Annotated in this window: 19 protein-coding genes; 13 read left to right on the top strand and 6 right to left on the bottom strand. The window is 61.6% G+C overall.

From position 1 onward, the window contains the following. Positions 1 to 337 precede the first annotated feature (337 nt). Together visN and visR are read left to right on the top strand one after the other, a co-directional pair. On the top strand, positions 338 to 1,084 hold the full coding sequence (gene visN, locus EFR00_RS19765) for a transcriptional regulator VisN (protein WP_077992547.1): 747 nt from the start codon (positions 338 to 340) through the stop codon (positions 1,082 to 1,084). Positions 1,085 to 1,092: 8 nt separating this feature from the next. Then, complete coding sequence (gene visR / locus EFR00_RS19770; protein WP_077992545.1) at positions 1,093 to 1,839, top strand: transcriptional regulator VisR; 747 nt, start codon at positions 1,093 to 1,095, stop codon at positions 1,837 to 1,839. A gap of 57 nt (positions 1,840 to 1,896) precedes the next feature. Here the strand turns inward: visR and EFR00_RS19775 are convergent, their stop codons facing one another. The 6 genes from EFR00_RS19775 to motA all read right to left on the bottom strand — a co-directional run bounded on the left by EFR00_RS19775 (position 1,897) and on the right by motA (position 7,196). Further along, positions 1,897 to 2,337 (bottom strand): hypothetical protein, encoded by a 441-nt coding sequence (locus EFR00_RS19775; protein WP_004672272.1) that lies wholly within the window; start codon positions 2,335 to 2,337, stop codon positions 1,897 to 1,899. 5 nt (positions 2,338 to 2,342) lie between these two features. Continuing rightward, positions 2,343 to 3,422 (bottom strand): flagellar biosynthesis protein FlhB, encoded by a 1,080-nt coding sequence (gene flhB, locus EFR00_RS19780; protein ID WP_077992542.1) that lies wholly within the window; start codon positions 3,420 to 3,422, stop codon positions 2,343 to 2,345. 229 nt (positions 3,423 to 3,651) lie between these two features. Beyond that, complete coding sequence (gene fliG / locus EFR00_RS19785) at positions 3,652 to 4,692, bottom strand: flagellar motor switch protein FliG (RefSeq protein WP_077992539.1); 1,041 nt, start codon at positions 4,690 to 4,692, stop codon at positions 3,652 to 3,654. A 27-nt stretch (positions 4,693 to 4,719) separates the two neighbouring features. Next, positions 4,720 to 5,307, bottom strand: coding sequence for a flagellar motor switch protein FliN (fliN, locus tag EFR00_RS19790; RefSeq protein ID WP_077992536.1), 588 nt, complete (start codon positions 5,305 to 5,307; stop codon positions 4,720 to 4,722). A 65-nt stretch (positions 5,308 to 5,372) separates the two neighbouring features. Beyond that, positions 5,373 to 6,323, bottom strand: a complete 951-nt coding sequence (locus EFR00_RS19795) for a FliM/FliN family flagellar motor switch protein (RefSeq protein WP_039617898.1) — start codon at positions 6,321 to 6,323, stop codon at positions 5,373 to 5,375. Next, on the bottom strand, positions 6,324 to 7,196 hold the full coding sequence (gene motA, locus EFR00_RS19800) for a flagellar motor stator protein MotA (protein ID WP_009993223.1): 873 nt from the start codon (positions 7,194 to 7,196) through the stop codon (positions 6,324 to 6,326). A 254-nt stretch (positions 7,197 to 7,450) separates the two neighbouring features. Here motA and flgF point away from each other — a divergent pair, with 254 nt between their 5' ends. The 11 genes from flgF (at position 7,451) to flgH (ending at position 15,228) form a co-directional block, all read left to right on the top strand. Beyond that, complete coding sequence (gene flgF, locus EFR00_RS19805) at positions 7,451 to 8,185, top strand: flagellar basal-body rod protein FlgF (RefSeq protein ID WP_009993224.1); 735 nt, start codon at positions 7,451 to 7,453, stop codon at positions 8,183 to 8,185. Between the two features lie 95 nt (positions 8,186 to 8,280). Next, positions 8,281 to 9,675, top strand: a complete 1,395-nt coding sequence (gene fliI, locus EFR00_RS19810) for a flagellar protein export ATPase FliI (protein WP_038686877.1) — start codon at positions 8,281 to 8,283, stop codon at positions 9,673 to 9,675. Between the two features lie 2 nt (positions 9,676 to 9,677). Further along, entirely contained in the window at positions 9,678 to 10,220 is a 543-nt protein-coding gene (locus EFR00_RS19815; protein WP_038686879.1) for a hypothetical protein, read from the top strand. Between the two features lie 174 nt (positions 10,221 to 10,394). Further along, positions 10,395 to 10,787, top strand: a complete 393-nt coding sequence (gene flgB / locus EFR00_RS19820) for a flagellar basal body rod protein FlgB (protein ID WP_038686881.1) — start codon at positions 10,395 to 10,397, stop codon at positions 10,785 to 10,787. Positions 10,788 to 10,792: 5 nt separating this feature from the next. Next, positions 10,793 to 11,209, top strand: coding sequence for a flagellar basal body rod protein FlgC (gene flgC / locus EFR00_RS19825; RefSeq protein WP_010029463.1), 417 nt, complete (start codon positions 10,793 to 10,795; stop codon positions 11,207 to 11,209). A 3-nt stretch (positions 11,210 to 11,212) separates the two neighbouring features. After that, positions 11,213 to 11,554 carry a flagellar hook-basal body complex protein FliE gene (fliE, locus tag EFR00_RS19830; protein WP_010029464.1) on the top strand — a complete coding sequence of 114 codons (342 nt, stop codon included), beginning with the start codon at positions 11,213 to 11,215 and terminating at the stop codon, positions 11,552 to 11,554. A 19-nt stretch (positions 11,555 to 11,573) separates the two neighbouring features. Next, on the top strand, positions 11,574 to 12,362 hold the full coding sequence (flgG, locus tag EFR00_RS19835) for a flagellar basal-body rod protein FlgG (protein WP_077992533.1): 789 nt from the start codon (positions 11,574 to 11,576) through the stop codon (positions 12,360 to 12,362). A 16-nt stretch (positions 12,363 to 12,378) separates the two neighbouring features. Beyond that, positions 12,379 to 12,861, top strand: coding sequence for a flagellar basal body P-ring formation chaperone FlgA (gene flgA, locus EFR00_RS19840; RefSeq protein WP_038686890.1), 483 nt, complete (start codon positions 12,379 to 12,381; stop codon positions 12,859 to 12,861). Then, positions 12,858 to 13,979 (top strand): flagellar basal body P-ring protein FlgI, encoded by a 1,122-nt coding sequence (locus EFR00_RS19845; RefSeq protein WP_039617905.1) that lies wholly within the window; start codon positions 12,858 to 12,860, stop codon positions 13,977 to 13,979. The genes flgA and EFR00_RS19845 overlap by 4 nt, the downstream gene beginning before the upstream one ends. Next, positions 13,976 to 14,515 (top strand): MotE family protein, encoded by a 540-nt coding sequence (locus tag EFR00_RS19850; protein ID WP_038686894.1) that lies wholly within the window; start codon positions 13,976 to 13,978, stop codon positions 14,513 to 14,515. Before EFR00_RS19845 ends, EFR00_RS19850 begins: the two co-directional genes overlap by 4 nt. Then, a complete protein-coding gene (gene flgH / locus EFR00_RS19855; protein ID WP_038686897.1) occupies positions 14,512 to 15,228 on the top strand; it encodes a flagellar basal body L-ring protein FlgH in 717 nt (238 codons plus the stop codon). Before EFR00_RS19850 ends, flgH begins: the two co-directional genes overlap by 4 nt. The last annotated feature ends 5 nt before the right edge of the window (positions 15,229 to 15,233 follow it).

Consider the following 15,233-nt stretch of genomic DNA (forward strand, 5'->3'; position numbering starts at 1 on the left):
CCCGTTGGGGGGGCTTGCCGGTCCCCGTAAAGGCCGGTAAGGCCCTTCGGCTAGTGGATAAAGCTGCTGAGCTCACTCGCGTAAAACGCGAATCAAGTTGCGATGCAGCCAGAATCACCGTAGCCTCGACCATGTCTTGAGAGGCATGATCGGCATTCGAATCAGGGCATGGACGGCGGTGAAAGTAAATCCCTAGAAGTCGGAGATGGTACTTTACATCGGCTGGCTTACCCTTGGGTGATTCGAAATGGATTCCCGCGGGACATGAATTGAATCCTTTACAGAAAAATTGCCGTTGCACCGAGTGTGATCGTTTCTCAGCCGCAGGACGTTGCCAATGGATATGAACATATTTCAGGCGAGCAAAGGCGAGAGGCAGATGATCAATTTCGCAAGCGCAGTGGCGCCGGCTCTGTTGCCGCGCGATGAGCTGCTCCAGCGGCTGCACAGTGTCGCCAGCACTGGCAGGTTGCAGTCCGGTCTGCGCGCCCTGACGGAATATGTCGGCGCTTCGCACTATCTGCTGGCGCGTTGTGATCTCATCCAGGAAAGCGGCCTCGATTTCGTCGTCTCCTCGGATTGGCCCTTCGACCTGGTCAAGGACATCGCCAACGATCTCGTCAGCGGCTATGCGCGCTCCACCGAGCTGGAAAAATGCATGCAGGTCTTCCAGCCGAATTTTGCGCTGCTGCCCGAGAGCGCCACCGTGCCGGAGGGCGCCAGCCGCCAATATTGTTCATTGACCTTCAATGTCGGCCGCTCGCGGCTGGCCTTGATGTTCCTGTTCGGCGAAGGGTTCATCCTGTCGCCGGAGCGGCTGCGGGATGTCGGCCTGCTTGCCGGTTATGTCGCGAGCTTCCTTCGCTGCGGCGGCGCCAGGGTCGACCGCGATTTCGAGCTGACCGACCGCGAGCTGGAATGCCTGTTCTGGATCGCCGAAGGCAAGACCAGCGACGAGATCGCGATGATCCTTGGAATCTCCCGCAACACGATCAACAACTACATCACCAGCGTGATGCGCAAGACGGCGACCAAGACCCGGTCGGAGGCCATTGCCTTCGCGGTCCGCAACAATCTCGTATAGGGGGATCCATGGGGCATCCATCAAGCAGGGTGATGAACGGCGCCGATCCGCTCCGCATGGTGCGGGTGAACAGGATTTCCAGCCGGTCCGATCTTTTTCCGCGGCTGGTCGCGATGCAGAAGCTCGCCGATGCTCAGGGCTTCGCGATCTTCCGCGTCAGCGGCTCAGGCCTGCCGGCAAAGCAGCGCCTCGTCTGCGAGCTCGAGAATTGGGGATCCTCCAATGCCGGTTTCGGCAAGGCCTTCACCGATGCCTATGGCGATATCCTTCTCGATCATCTCGAAAAGTCGCTGCTGCCGCTTTCATGGGCCGGTGCACATGACCGGGCGGCCCCCGGCCCGGCCGACTTCGCGCCGTTCATGACGCGCCTGAGGGATGGCATCCTGCCGTTTTCCGGTCTCGCCTTTCCGGTGCGGCTCGGCGCCGTCGGCAATGGCTTCATCCTGTTTACCGGCGATGATATCGATCCTTCGAGCGACATGATCGTCGAGCTGCACGGCCGCTGCTGCCATATAATGATGGATCTGCTCTCCCTCGACGAACGCCGCACGGGCGCTGCCGAGGCGCTCAGCGAACGTGAGATCGCCTGTCTCCAGCTCGCCGGCGACGGTCGCATCAGCGAAGAGATCGCCGAAAAGCTCGGCCTGTCCGTGCATACGGTCAACGCCTATCTTGGCTCGGCGACGATCAAGCTCGATTCCGTCAACCGCATCCAGGCGATCGCCAAGGCGATCCGGCTCGGCTACATCAGCTGAAGCTGCGCTTGCGGCTCTAACTACAGACGGCGCGAAAGCTTGATTGATCAAGGGCGATCAGCTGGCGAGCGCGCGCGGCGGTTTCAGGCTGTAACGGGCTTGCCGAAGGCTCCTTTCCAGGAAGACGGTATTCTCGTCGGGGTCGGGAGAGGGATCCTGGAAAGCGATATGATTGATTTCGATGCCGGCATGATCCTCGGCAAGGGTGAGCTGGGCATAGACGGTGACGCCGCGCGGCTTGATTTCCAGGTCGAGAACGACCTCCGGCTTGCCGCCCCATTCCAGCGTATAGTTTCCGCCCAGGCCGAAATTGACCGTGCCCGGATGAAAGAAAAGCTCCGCGGCCGAAGCGACAAGATCGGCCAGATTGCCGTAATACTCGAAGCGCAGCAGTGAAATAAGGTCAGAGGCATCCAGAAGGCGCAGTTCAGTGGCGACCGGGCTGATCGCGTCTGCGAGGATCTTTTCACGCTGGGCAGAGTGAGGGCATTTTTTCATTCGGCTTATCTTACCCGTTTGTTCTTGGCGTCTGCGGCGTAGACTCGGTGTATGAGCTCCGCAACGGCCTTATAGAAGACTGACGGTATGACACTATCGACCGAGACTTGCGCAAACATGGAGCGCGCAAGCGGCGGATCTTCGAACACCGGGATGCCGTTTTTCTCGGCGATCTCCCTGATCTTCAGCGCAATGAGGTCCTGGCCCTTTGCCAGCACCACCGGGGCGTCGTTCTCCTCACGCGCGTAACGCAGCGCCACGGCGTAGTGCGTCGGGTTGGCGATGACGAGCGTTGCGCGGTGCACGTTGGCGATCATGCGCCGGCGCGCGCGGTCGCGCATCAGCGAGCGCTGCCGGCCCTTGACGAAGGGATCGCCTTGCGCCTGCTTGTTTTCTTCCTTCACTTCGTGGCGCGTCATCTTGAGTTCGGTGAACCAGTGATGCCGCGTCCAGAAAAGATCGGCGATCGCCACGATCGCGGTGGCGATCAGCATGACGATGATGATCTTGCGCATCGCCGTCATCATCCTAACGAGGATCGTCTGCGGATCGGAGAACATCGCGTCGATCGAGCCGAAATATTCGCTCCTCAGCACGAAGAACAGAATCACTCCGACGACGACGACCTTGAACAGCGACTTTCCGAACTCGACGAGGCCGGGCAGGCTGAAGAGCCGTGACCAGCCCTTGATCGGCGAGATGCGCGAAGCCTGCGGTCGGATGCGTTCCAGCACAGGCGTCGGCAGGTTCTGGAAGATCGACGATGCGATGCCGAAGACCATGAGCAGGATGAAGGCAGGCGCCAGCAGCGCAGCGATTGCCCAGCCGAGCCGCACGAAGAGCGCCAGGACATCCGGCCCCGTTCCGATCTTCCACTGATCGGGCTGCTCGAAGATATCGCGCAGCGTTTCGCTCATGCGCCCGACGCTTTCGGGAAGGAAGAACACCAGATAGATGAAGGTGGCAAGGATGGTCGCGAAGATCGACAGCTCGCGCGAAAACGGCACATTGCCCTTTTCCGCGGCATCGCTTTGCTTTTTCGCGGTCGGGGCTTCTGTTTTGCTGTCCTTGTCATCGTCTGCCAAGTCGCGGCCCTCCGTCTAAGAAACAGGCCGCCGCGAATGCATGCCACCCAAGGGCAGCGGTTTTGGGATGACGACATGCACCAAAACAAAGAGCTGTAGCGCGTCGCGAAAAACCGGGTTTTCTGCGACACGCTAGAGAGCGCGGCCTATTGATGAAGGGTAGTCGTCTGTTGCAGGGCGATCAACAGCCGCCTTTCGGGCGGTCGGATTTGTCAACAGTCTCGGAAGCTTAGGCCGCTGCCGAAGCGTCGCCTTCCTTCTCCTTGAGCTCGATCTGGCCTGAATTGGCCAGGCGAATCGCTTCCTGCGCCACGGCGCGCCGGGCAATGGCGACCTCGCGCGGATTGACGCCGGCCATGCCGCTCTGCAGATCCGATTCGATCATGCGGCGCTGGCGCGGGCTGATGGCGGAGAGAACCGATTCGCGGATCTCCGGCGGCGAACCGCGCAGCGAGACGGTGAGCACATCCGTCGAGATGTCGTTGAGCAGCAGGACGCGGCTGCGCTGCGGCATATACATGAGGTCTTCGAACAGGAAGATCTTCGGGCGGACCTTGTTGACAGATTCGCGGCTGATCGATTCGAGCGAGGTGAGCAGCGTGTCGACCTGCGGCTTGTCGAGCTCGTTCATGAGGTCGGCGACCTTCGTCGAGCCGGCTGCGTTGCGTTCTGCCTCGACCTCGGCAAGCAGCGTCACCACCTGGTTCTCGATGATCTGCGCAGCCTTCGGGCTGACGGTCTTCATGTTGACGGTGCGGTTCATGATGTCGGCGCGACGGTTGTCGGGAAGCTGCAGCAGCACCTTGGCGCCGAAGGAGGAGGGCATCATCGAAAGAATATAGGCGACGGTCTGCGGATGTTCGCGTAGCAGGAACTGCGCGACGAATGCCGGCTCCGCCTCGCTGAGGCGATCCCAGATCGAGGTCTCGTAGGCCTGGAAGGCCGTGCGGCGGCCGAGCAGGCTGTCGACCTCGTCCGGCGTCAGGCCTTCTTCCAGAATAGCCTCGATCGCCTTGGCATTGTCCATCAGTCCGGCGCCCTCGGTGAAGAGGTCCTCGAACTCGGAAACAAGCGACAGCAGTTCGTCCGGCGGAATGGCGCGCAGCGACTGGGCAGATGCGATAATGGTCTGCAGCTCGGCCTGGGTAAAATATTTCAACAGCCGGCCGGCGACACCCTTTCCCATGGCGAGAAGGACCGCCGCCGCCTTTTCAGCCTGGGTCAACGGTTTCCCGGCTAGCGCGCCGCCGAAATCGTCAAAGTCCATCATGGTCTAACCTCTCCGTCCCCACAGGGATCAGGCTTTTTTCGTACTCAAAACTTCTATCAGTTTCACGCCGAATCGGGTGTCGTCATTATCAAGCACCGTGATCTCGCCGCGTGCAATCCTGCGGCCGTTCACCATGATCTCGACAGGTTCGCCGATTTTCTTGTCGAGAGCGATCGTCGCTCCCTCGTTGAGATTCATCAGGCCGGAGACCTGCATCCGGCTGGTGCCGAGCATGATCTGGACATCGATCGGAATGTCCATGATCAGTTCGAAGTTCGAAGTCAGCGCGCTGCCGAGCGGCGCCGGCGCCGCCTCGAACGAAGAGCCGCCGCCGAAATCCATGCCGGCAGCCGGGCTGGCATTGCCAGCGCCGAAATCGCCACCGAAATCGTCGCCGCCGAAAGGGGAATCCGAAATCTCGCCGCCAAAGGCGGCCAGATCCGTTCCTGCTCCGAAGGCATCATTCTCCAGGTCGCCGCCAAACTGCGACAGGTCGCCATCGGCATCCTGCTTCAGCACGCCGCGCAGATCGTCGATCGCCTGGTCGAGATCCGCTTCGCTGCCCGGCACATCCAGGGAGAGGTCACTGTTCTGCTGTGTTTTCTTCGTAGCCATGAAATCACTATTCCAGTTGAAACTTGCCTCAAACTGCCTTTGCAGCCCAAAGGCCAGAGAACCGACTAATTCATCAAATGACGGATGAGTTCGTCATCCGAGTTCATCGTATCCTTGACGCGGACCATGTAGTTTTCGCCTGAGCGGCCGAACTCGCAGATATACAATTCCTTGCTGTTGGCGCTGACTTCGACGCGCACTTCGCCGCTGTCGCGGAAGGGAATGACGTCGCCGACCATCAGCTTCGATATCGTCCGCAAAGTCAGATCCTGCAGCCTGATCCTGGCCTCGAGCGTGACATGCGAGCGGCGGACCTGGTCGCCGAGCTGTTCGGTCCATTCGGGAGAGGCGCCGGCGGCCTGGCGCTTCGGCTTCGGCGGCGTCACCTTGGTTTTCAGCAGCGCCGTCTGCGGAACGATCAGCGAGAATTCCGAAACGATGCCGGCAAGCGTGAGCGACATGTTGATGGCGGCGGCGAATTCGTCCGGCTTGTCTTCCGCCGGCCTCGGGCGCGCGTCATGGGCGTGCGGGGCCGAAAGGCTCGGTTCGAAACCGCCCGGCGCGTTGACCGCCGAGCGCAGCACCTTGGCGATCTTGTCGAAGACCATGACCGCCAGATCGAGTTCGATGATCGAGAGCAGCCGGTCGGCCGGTTCCTCGATCGTATCGGCGGTGGCGCCGAGCAGGTGCTCCATCAGCGTGATGACGAAACCATTGCCGCAGGCAAGCGTGACGTTCTGCGACCAGTTGCGTAACGTCGCATCGACAAGGGTGACGTTGGCGCTGAGGTCATCGATCAGGTGGTTCTTGTAGCCGATCTCGCAGCCGAGATAATTGACCGTCACATCGAGGCCGGTCTCGCTTTTGATGACATCGGGAAAGAACTCGCTGTAGACCTCTCCGAAGGCGCTGCAGATCTTGGACACGCGGCCTCTGTCGCCGAGCCCGCCTGTCAGCTTGGCGAGAAGGGCAGGATCCATTGCCGGTTTGTCATGCGAAGCATCGCTCATGGTCATTTAAGCCGCCTTGTTTTCGCCGCCTGGGTTCATCATTTCCTGTTCGACTGCATCGATAGACGGACGCTCGTAAGCCGAGATCGTCTTGCGGCCGTATTCGAGAGCCACCTGCGGCACCGAACCGTTCATATAGGCCAGCAGGGTCTGCTTGACGATCACGTAGAGGCGATGCTGCTTGTTGCGGACGACCTTGATCTGGGAGACCAGCGGCGAGCAAAGGCAGTAGGACAACAGAATGCCGAGGAAGGTGCCGACCAGCGCCGAGCCAATCAGGTGGCCGAGCACTTCGGGCGAATCGTTGATGTGGGCCATCGCCTTGATGACGCCGAGAACGGCCGCGACGATACCGATTGCAGGAAAAGAGTCGCCCATGATCTGGATCGCGTGATAGGGCTTCATCTTGTCGTGCATGATGGTGTTGAGCTCTTCATCCATCAGCGCCTCGATTTCGTGGCTGCGCGCGTTGCCGATGATGATAAGGCGGACGTAATCGCAGATGAAGGCCGTCAGTTCCTTGTTCTTCAGAACCGTGGGTGCCTGCTGGAAGATCGTCGATTCGGCCGGATTGTCGATATGGGCTTCGATTTCGTTTCGCGACTTGGTGCGCAGGTCGCGCATCAGCGAATACAGCACGCCGAGCGTGTCGAGATAATTGCGCTCCTTCGGCACGGCGTGCTTGAAGGCTTCGCCGAGCGCCTTGCCGGAATCTTTCACCACCTTCATTGGATTGGCCATGATGAAGCTGCCGAGACCCGCGCCGCCGATGATGACGAATTCGAAGGGCTGGAACAGCGCCTCCACATGGCCGCCCATCGCCATGAAGCTGCCGATGACACAGCCGCAAGTCACTATAAATCCGATAATGATGTTCATCGTCAGCCCAATCTGAACGTTGCTTTTCTTTGAGACCGATAGGGTTTCTGCCTTGCGTGAGGCTGATGAAAAGGCCGCATGCAGGCATTTCAGCGTGCCAGCTTCGCGCAAGCATCTGCCGTCAATCTGAAGGAGACGAATGGGCATTCGCGCCCGTTTCTGAGATGCCGCCTCAGCGAAATTCCGGCCGAACCAGATCAGACGACGCCCGGCTTTTCGTTCCGTTCATCGCCAATGCTTGGAGCTTTCCGACAATGCAATCCGGTCTTTATGTTTCTCTGTCGTCGCAGATGGCGCTCGAAAAGCGCCTGAACACCATCGCAGACAACATGGCGAACGTGAACACGACCGGTTTTCGCGCCACCGAGGTGAAGTTCGACGAGATGGTGGCGGCCACCAAGAACAAGCTCAACACCAAGGTTGCCTTCGTCTCCCAGGGCAATGATTATCTGAACGAGCAGAACGGCGAGCTGCAGCATACCGGCAACATGCTCGATTTCGCCATCAAGGGCGATGCCTGGTTTGCGCTCGATACGCCGGCCGGCCGCGTGCTGACGCGGGACGGCCGCTTCACGATCAAGGACACCGGCGAGCTCGTCTCGATCCGGGGATATCCGGTTCTCGACGCCGGCGGCGCGCCGATCCAGCTCGATACGAAAGCCGGCGAGCCGGCGGTCGGAACCGACGGCGTCATCTATCAGACCGGCCGTCAGGTCGGATCGCTCGGGCTGTTCGAGGCCGATATCAGCAAAGGTTACCTGCGCTACGAAAACAGCGGCATCATGACCACCGATCAGCCGCGCGCCGTCGTCGACCGCTTCAATGTCGGCGTCGAGCAGGGATACCTGGAAAACTCCAACGTCAACGCCATGCGCGAGATCACCCAGCTGATCGAGGTCAACCGCGCCTTTGAGAGCATCTCGTCGCTGATGCGCGACAGCGAGGATTCGTTCAAGGAAGCCGTCCAGACGCTTGGGGGCAGCCGCTAATGCATGTCGCCCAAAAGTGTGCAGTGGTTTTGGGAGGACGGCATGCATAAGAACAACGACCGAAAATGCATCGCATTTTCGGGTGGGATTGAAGCATGAGCACGCTACTGTCCGAGGACGGCCTTTCCCCGAAGCTGGCGCATTTGGCGGGTCTCGTCGACCAATATGCATCGCCGGAGTTCGCGGTCGCTCATGGCGGTCGTGTGCAGACCATTGCCGCCGGCCACTATACCGTTCGCGGTCTTTCCCGCCATGTTCGTCTCGGCGAGTTCGTGGCGCATAAATCCGCCTCCGGCGTCCATCTCGGCGAGGTCGTTCGTGTCGAGCCGGAGCTGATCTACGTCTGCCCGATCGAACCCGGCGAGCCGATCGGCATCCATGATACCGTCATCCGCAAGGGCGCCTTCCGCATTTCGCCGTCCGACAGCTGGTGCGGGCGCACCGTCAATTCGCTTTGCGAGCCGATTGACGGGCTGGGTCCGATCGTCGAAGGCCTCGATCGCCGCTCGATCTCAAACACCGCGCCGCCGTCGATGACCCGCCAGCGCGTCGGGACCGGCTTCAAGACCGGCGTGCGCGCCATCGATATCTTCTCGCCGCTCTGCCTCGGGCAGCGCCTCGGCATCTTCGCCGGATCGGGGGTCGGCAAGTCGACGCTTCTGTCGATGCTCGCCCGCGCCGACGCCTTCGACAAGGTCGTCATCGCGCTCGTTGGCGAACGCGGCCGCGAGGTGCGCGAATTCATCGAGGATACGCTCGGCAGCAACATGAAGAAGGCGATCGCCGTCGTTGCGACCAGCGACGAAAGCCCGATGCTGCGCAAGATGGCGCCGCTGACGGCGATCACCATTGCCGAGCATTTCCGCGACAAGGGCGAGAACGTCCTCTTCATCGTCGACAGCGTCACCCGCTTCGCCCACGCGATCCGCGAGGTGGCGACCGCCTCCGGCGAGCCGCCGATCGCCCGCGGTTATCCCGCTTCGGTCTTCACCGAACTGCCGCGCCTGCTGGAGCGCGCCGGTCCAGGCCCCGAGGGCGCCGGCACGATTACCGCGATCATCTCGATCCTCGTCGACGGCGACAATCACAACGACCCGATCGCCGATTCGACGCGCGGCATCCTCGACGGCCATATCGTCCTGCAGCGCAGCCTCGCCGAAGAGGGACGTTATCCGCCGATCGATCCGCTCGCATCGATCTCGCGTCTTGCCCGCAAGGCCTGGACGCCGGACCAGGAAAAGCTGGTGTCGCGGCTGAAAGTGTTGATCCACCGCTTCGAGGAGACGCGAGACCTGCGCCTGATCGGCGGTTACCGCCAGGGCGCCGATCCCGATCTCGACATGGCGGTCAAGCAGGTCCCCATCATTTACGACGTCCTGAAACAGGCGCCGGGCGATCGTGAGTCGGTCGACGCCTTTGCCGATCTCGCCGGCGCGCTGAAGGCTGCAGCCGGCATGGGCAATCAGGGCGCGCCCATCCAGAGGAGATAGACGTGGCTGAATTCGACGACGAACGCATCGCTTCCCTGAAGCAGCGCAGGAAGGCCGCCTTCCTGGATCGGTTTCTCACCGTCGCCGGCCTGGCGCTTGCCGGCGCTTCGGCCTTTTTCCCTTGGTACGTCTTCTTCAACGCAGAGAAGTTCGGCATCAACGTCGCCGCCAGCAGCAACTCGCGCGAACTGCCGGATTGGCCCGCCCGCAACGTCCTCAGCGTCTCGCCGCTTGCCATGGTCAACAAGAACGAGGCAGCCAAGAAGGTTCCGCCGATCGATCCGCTGACGACGGCAACGGTCTCCAATCTCGGCAAAGCGCGTGACGGCGGCGACTTGCTGGAAGAGCAGCCGTTCCCCGGCAAGTCTTCCTTCCGCCTGCTGCATGTCTCCAACGGCCGGGCGCTGATCGAGGATCCCTCGGGCATGTATGTGGTGCGCATCGGCTCGATCCTGCCCGACGAAAGCCGCCTTGCGACGCTGGAGCAGCGGGACGGCAAGTGGGTGATCATCACCTCCAAGGGTGAGATCTACAAGAACGACTGAACCTCTTCGGAATGCCAAAGGCAACAGGGGCTCCGCCGCAGGCCGGCAGGAGCCCTTTCTCTTGTGCGGCCCCCTCTTATGCGAGCTCGCCGAAAGCGCCGCCAGCCCGATTTCCGGTAAGTCCCACGCAAGATTACCGCACTAGGTTCGGGCTAGTAAAAACGGAGAGTTCTCATGCAACCGATCCAACTTTTCGACTTGGCTTCGCGACAGGCGGAATGGCTGACGATTCGTCAGCAGGTTGTTGCCGGCAATATCGCGAATGCCAATACCCCGAAATTCCGCGCCAAGGACGTCACGCCGTTTGACGCCGTGCTTGATAGGTCCGACATCGCCATGGCGCGCACCAATCCGGCGCATCTGAGCGGCAACGATTTCAGCGACAGCGGCGATATCGACGTCAAGGACGCCGCGCTCGACCAGGAGATCGGCATCCAGGAATCCGGCAACACCGTCGGACTGGCCGAGGAGCTTTCGAAGTCGGGCGACATCAAACGCCAGTACGATCTGAACACCTCGCTGGTCAGCTCCTTCAACCGCATGATGCTGATGACCGTCAGGAAGTAATTGTCATGGATCCGCTTTCCGCCGCTATGAAAATCGCCGGTTCGGGGCTCGAGGCGCAATCGACGCGTCTGCGCATCGTCTCGGAAAACATCGCCAACGCCCGTTCGACCGGCGATACGCCAGGTGCCGACCCCTATCGCCGCAAGACGATCACCTTCGGCCAGCAGATGGACCGCGCAAGCGGCGTCGAGACGGTCAATGTCAAGAAGGTCGGCGTCGACGAAGGCGATTTCAGCACCGAATTCGACCCCAGCAACCCGGCTGCGGACCAGAAGGGCGTCGTCAAGCTGCCGAACGTCAACATCCTGGTCGAGATGGCCGACATGCGTGAAGCCAACCGCTCCTACGACGCCAACCTGCAGACCATCAAGCAGACCCGCGACCTCATTTCGTCCACGATCGATCTTCTGAAGAGCCAATAATAAATGATCAGCAGCGTCCAGAATGTCAGCAACCTTTCGATGACCCGTGCGCTCGGCGCCGTCGACACCGAAAATTCCGCCTCATCGTCCGCAACGACCATGCCGGGCACCGCGGGTGCGGCCAACGGCATGAGCTTCGCCTCCGTCATGGGCAACATGGCGACCGAGGCCGTCAACAGCCTGAAGGGCGCCGAAAGCATGTCCTTTGCTGGCATCAAGGGCACGGCGACGACCCGTGAAGTCGTCGATTCCATGCTCCAGGCCGAGCAGACGCTGCAGACTGCGATTGCCATCCGCGACAAGGTCGTCTCGGCCTTTCTCGAAGTCACCAAGATGCAGATGTAACTGATTTGAGGACGAACACATGAGAGCGCTCGCCATTGCAGCAACGGGCATGGATGCCCAGCAGACCAATCTGGAAGTCATCGCGAACAACATCGCCAACATCAACACCACAGGCTTCAAGCGCGCCCGCGCCGAGTTCACGGATCTGCTCTATCAGACCGAGCGCGCCAAGGGCGTCGCCAACCGCGCCAACCAGGCCGTCGTTCCCGAAGGCGCCAATATCGGTCTCGGCGTTCAGACGTCTGCGGTGCGCAATCTGCATCTCCAGGGCGAACTCACCCAGACAGGCAACGATCTCGACATAGCGCTGATCGGCAAGGGCTTCTTCCAGATCCAGTCGACCGACGGCACCACGCTCTATACCCGCGCCGGCGCCTTCAACAAGAACGACCAGGGCCAGCTCGTCACGATCGACGGCTATGAAGTTCTGCCCGGCATCACCATTCCGCAGGGTTCGACCGAACTGACCATCAGCCGCTCCGGCGAGGTCTCGGTCAAGCTGCCGGGCGCCACCGATGCGACCGTGCTTGGCCAGCTGACGCTTGCCGACTTCGTCAACGAGGCGGGCCTGCAGCCGATCGGTGACAACCTCTTCCAGGAAACGGCAGCCTCCGGCGAGGCCGTCGTCGGCAATCCCGACGAGGAAGGCTTCGGCTACATGAAGCAGGGCTATCTGGAATCCTCGAACGTCGACCCGGTGAAGGAAATCACCGAGCTGATATCGGCCCAGCGCGCTTACGAAATGAATTCCAAGGTGATCACCACCGCTGATGAAATGGCCTCCATCGTCAGCAAGAACCTGAAGTAGAGGGAAGGGCCGAAACATGATGTTTTGCCGGGCAGGACACATCTCGGGATGGGTGGCGGCAGCCATGATCGCAGTCGCGGGCATCGTCATGCCCGCAGGCGCCGACGCCGGCATGGGTTATGCCGTCGTCCCGACGACAATCATCTACCCCGGCGATACATTGTCGGCCAGCCAGCTTCAGGAGGTCGAGGTCACCAACCCCAACCTTGCCGGCGATTTTGCCAAATCCATTTCCCAGGTCGAAGGCCTGGTCTCCAAGCGCACGCTGCTGCCGGGCCGCACGATCGCGGTTTCGGGTCTGCGCGAACCCTATACGGTCACGCGCGGCTCTTCGATCCGCCTGGTCTTCTCGCTCGGCCCGATGACGATCTCGGCCGCCGGCACGCCGCTCGAAGACGGCGCCACCGGGCAACTCATCCGCGCCCGCAATATGGATTCCGGCGTCATCGTCAGCGGTACGGTGCTTGCGGACGGCACCGTCCATGTGAGGGCAAAATGAGATTGTTGTTCCGTTTCCTGACCCTTGCCGCGGTTCTCGCCATGAGCCTGGCCGACGTCGCGCCCGCCTGGGCGCTGACCTCGCGCATCAAGGATATCGCCTCGCTTCAGGCCGGCCGTGACAATCAGCTGATCGGTTATGGCCTCATCGTCGGCCTGCAGGGCACCGGCGACGGTTTCCGCTCTTCGCCCTTCACCGAGCAGTCGATGCGGGCGATGCTGCAGAATCTCGGCATCTCGACGCAGGGCGGCCAGTCCAGCGCCAAGAATACCGCCGCCGTGATGGTCACCGCCAACCTGCCGCCTTTCGCAAGCCCCGGCAGCCGTATCGACGTCACTGTGAGCTCGCTCGGCGACGCGACGTCGCTGCGCGGCGGCACGCTCGTCATGACCTCGCTTTCCGGTGCCGACGGCCAGATCTACGCCGTCGCGCAGGGCTCCGTCATCGTCTCTGGCTTTCAGGCGCAGGGCCAGGCGGCGACCGTGACCGAAGGTGTGACCACCGCCGGCCGCGTGCCGGGCGGCGCCATCATCGAACGTGAATTGCCGTCCCGGTTCAAGGATTCCGTCAATCTCGTCCTGCAGCTGCGCAATCCCGACTTCTCGACGGCGATCCGTATTGCCGACATCGTCAACGGTTATGCCTCGGCCCGTTTCGGCGGTCCGGTCGCCGAAGCCAAGGATTCGCAGGAAGTGGTGATCCAGAAGCCGCGCCAGGCCGATCTCACCCGGCTGATGGCCGATGTCGAAAACCTTATCGTCGAAACCGATACGCCGGCCAAGGTTGTGATCAACGAGCGCACCGGAACGATCGTCATCGGTTCCGATGTCCGCGTTTCGCCGGTCGCCGTCAGCTACGGCACGCTGACCGTTCAGGTCACCGAGACGCCGCAGATCATCCAGCCCGAACCCTTCTCGCGTGGCCGGACCGCGGTCCAGCCGCAGACCGATATCGCGGCTGAGCAGACCGGCGGGCGCGTCGCCATCATCGACGGTCCCGACCTCAGGACCCTTGTCGCCGGCCTCAACAATATCGGCGTGAAACCGGATGGCATCATCGCCATTCTCCAGGGCATCAAATCGGCGGGCGCCCTGCAGGCGGAGCTTGTGCTGCAATGAAGACGATCCTGAACCCTGACCTGACGGTCCTGCAACTGCTGCGCCGGCTGGCGCTGCCGGCAGCAGGCCTCATCCTTCTGTCGATCCCCGGCGCCTTCGCGCAGCAGCATCCGGAGGGGGACATTACCTCGCAGGATGAGATCAAGCAGTTCTGCACCAACATCGCCGACCCCGCCCGCGACCAACGTTACCTCCTGCAGAAGCAGGAGCTGGAAAGGCTCCGCGCCGACATCGACGCCCGCATGGAGGAGATGGACAAGCGCAAGGCCGAATATCAGGACTGGCTGAAGCGGCGCGACGACTTCCTGAAGCAGGCCGAAGCCGGTCTCACCGAGATCTACAAGAAGATGAAGCCGGATGCGGCTGCACTCCAGCTGCAGGATATGAAGGTCGAGGTGGCCTCCGCCGTGATCATGCGGCTCGGTCCGCGCCAGTCGAGCCTCATCCTCAACGAGATGGACCCGCAGAAAGCCGCCGTCATCGCCAGCGTCATCGCCAGTGCGTCCGATCCCAATACGTCTAAGGATCCTTCATGAACATGCGTTTCCCGGCCGCGATCGCCGCCCTCGCACTCCTTGCAGGCTGCCAGTCCCCGACGGCGGTCAGCGAGATCGGCCGCGCGCCCGCCATGAGCCCCATCGGCAGCGGCCTTGCCTATGGCCAGACGCCGCAGATGGCGCTCTATCCGAAGCAGCCGCGCGCCGTCGCGCAGGGCTATTCGCTGTGGAGCGATTCGCAGGCCGCCCTCTTCAAGGACGCGCGCGCCTTGAACGTCGGCGACATCCTGACCGTCGACATCCAGATCAACGACAAGGCCTCCTTCGACAACGAGACCAACCGCAGCCGCACCAATTCGAGCGGCATGAACTGGGACATCAACGCCCAGATCTTCGGCTGGACGCCTGAATCCAAGACCGACCTGACCTACGGCTCCGACACCAGCACCGACGGCAAGGGCAAGATCGAGCGCACCGACAAGCTCACCCTTCTGGTCGCCGCCGTCGTTACCGGCATTCTCGAAAACGGCAACCTCGTCATTTCGGGCTCGCAGGAGGTGCGCCTGAACCAGGAGCTGCGCATTCTGAACGTCGCCGGTATCGTGCGTCCGCAGGACGTCAACGCCGAGAACCAGATCTCCTACGACAAGATCGCCGAAGCCCGCATCTCCTATGGCGGCCGCGGCCGCCTGATGGAAGTGCAGCAGCCTCCGCGCGGCCAGCAGGCCGTCGACCTTTTCTCGCCGCTTTGAGGCCG

Origin of the sequence: Rhizobium sophoriradicis (genome assembly GCF_003939025.1) — a bacterium.
In the GTDB taxonomy this organism is placed as follows: domain Bacteria; phylum Pseudomonadota; class Alphaproteobacteria; order Rhizobiales; family Rhizobiaceae; genus Rhizobium; species Rhizobium sophoriradicis.

What these genes read in the sequence shown, in the direction of transcription:
- flgB (WP_038686881.1), top strand. Translation starts at nt 10,395, where the DNA reads ATGCAACCGATCCAACTTTTCGACTTGGCTTCGCGACAGGCGGAATGG.
- EFR00_RS19850 (WP_038686894.1), top strand. Translation starts at nt 13,976, where the DNA reads ATGAAGACGATCCTGAACCCTGACCTGACGGTCCTGCAACTGCTGCGC.
- fliN (WP_077992536.1), bottom strand. Translation starts at nt 5,307, where the DNA reads ATGGCTACGAAGAAAACACAGCAGAACAGTGACCTCTCCCTGGATGTG.
- flgF (WP_009993224.1), top strand. Translation starts at nt 7,451, where the DNA reads ATGCAATCCGGTCTTTATGTTTCTCTGTCGTCGCAGATGGCGCTCGAA.
- flgC (WP_010029463.1), top strand. Translation starts at nt 10,793, where the DNA reads ATGGATCCGCTTTCCGCCGCTATGAAAATCGCCGGTTCGGGGCTCGAG.
- fliE (WP_010029464.1), top strand. Translation starts at nt 11,213, where the DNA reads ATGATCAGCAGCGTCCAGAATGTCAGCAACCTTTCGATGACCCGTGCG.
- EFR00_RS19775 (WP_004672272.1), bottom strand. Translation starts at nt 2,337, where the DNA reads ATGAAAAAATGCCCTCACTCTGCCCAGCGTGAAAAGATCCTCGCAGAC.
- flgH (WP_038686897.1), top strand. Translation starts at nt 14,512, where the DNA reads ATGAACATGCGTTTCCCGGCCGCGATCGCCGCCCTCGCACTCCTTGCA.
- fliI (WP_038686877.1), top strand. Translation starts at nt 8,281, where the DNA reads ATGAGCACGCTACTGTCCGAGGACGGCCTTTCCCCGAAGCTGGCGCAT.
- flgA (WP_038686890.1), top strand. Translation starts at nt 12,379, where the DNA reads ATGATGTTTTGCCGGGCAGGACACATCTCGGGATGGGTGGCGGCAGCC.
- fliG (WP_077992539.1), bottom strand. Translation starts at nt 4,692, where the DNA reads ATGATGGACTTTGACGATTTCGGCGGCGCGCTAGCCGGGAAACCGTTG.
- EFR00_RS19845 (WP_039617905.1), top strand. Translation starts at nt 12,858, where the DNA reads ATGAGATTGTTGTTCCGTTTCCTGACCCTTGCCGCGGTTCTCGCCATG.
- visN (WP_077992547.1), top strand. Translation starts at nt 338, where the DNA reads ATGGATATGAACATATTTCAGGCGAGCAAAGGCGAGAGGCAGATGATC.
- flgG (WP_077992533.1), top strand. Translation starts at nt 11,574, where the DNA reads ATGAGAGCGCTCGCCATTGCAGCAACGGGCATGGATGCCCAGCAGACC.
- visR (WP_077992545.1), top strand. Translation starts at nt 1,093, where the DNA reads ATGGGGCATCCATCAAGCAGGGTGATGAACGGCGCCGATCCGCTCCGC.
- EFR00_RS19795 (WP_039617898.1), bottom strand. Translation starts at nt 6,323, where the DNA reads ATGACCATGAGCGATGCTTCGCATGACAAACCGGCAATGGATCCTGCC.
- motA (WP_009993223.1), bottom strand. Translation starts at nt 7,196, where the DNA reads ATGAACATCATTATCGGATTTATAGTGACTTGCGGCTGTGTCATCGGC.